The 390-nt window shown below is 64.9% G+C and carries 1 protein-coding gene; it reads right to left on the reverse strand.

The genetic code is table 11. The features are described from left to right. On the reverse strand, window positions 1-390 hold a 390-nt coding region (locus AB4Z32_RS27815; RefSeq protein WP_442125028.1), incomplete at both ends, for a serine hydrolase domain-containing protein.

The raw sequence follows: 390 nt of genomic DNA on the forward strand, positions 1-390 counted from the left end.
GCGTTAGTCGACACCAAACCACCGCCGCCCGAGGCCACCACCGGCGGCTTGGTGACGTCCAGCACCATGAAGCCGTCGGCCGGCTGGATCTTCTGCTCCTTGCCGTTCCACATGTAGAGGCTGGCCAGGCGATCGGCCTTCTCGGCCGGCAGCCAGAAGCCGGTGTCCTTCATCTTCAGCGGGTCGAAGATCCGGGCCTGCATGAAGTCAGGCAGGCTCTGGCCCGACAGCTTCTCGACGATGAAACCCTGGATGTCGACGGCGACGCTGTACTTCCATTGCTTGCCGGGCGGGCCCACCAGCGGCAGCTTGGCCACCTTCTCGACGAACTCCTGGCCGCTCTTGGAGCCCAGCACGCCGGTCGAGACATAGGCCTTGTCGATCGGGTTG

The organism is Massilia sp. 2TAF26 (assembly GCF_052115005.1).
Lineage (GTDB): Bacteria > Pseudomonadota > Gammaproteobacteria > Burkholderiales > Burkholderiaceae_D > Telluria.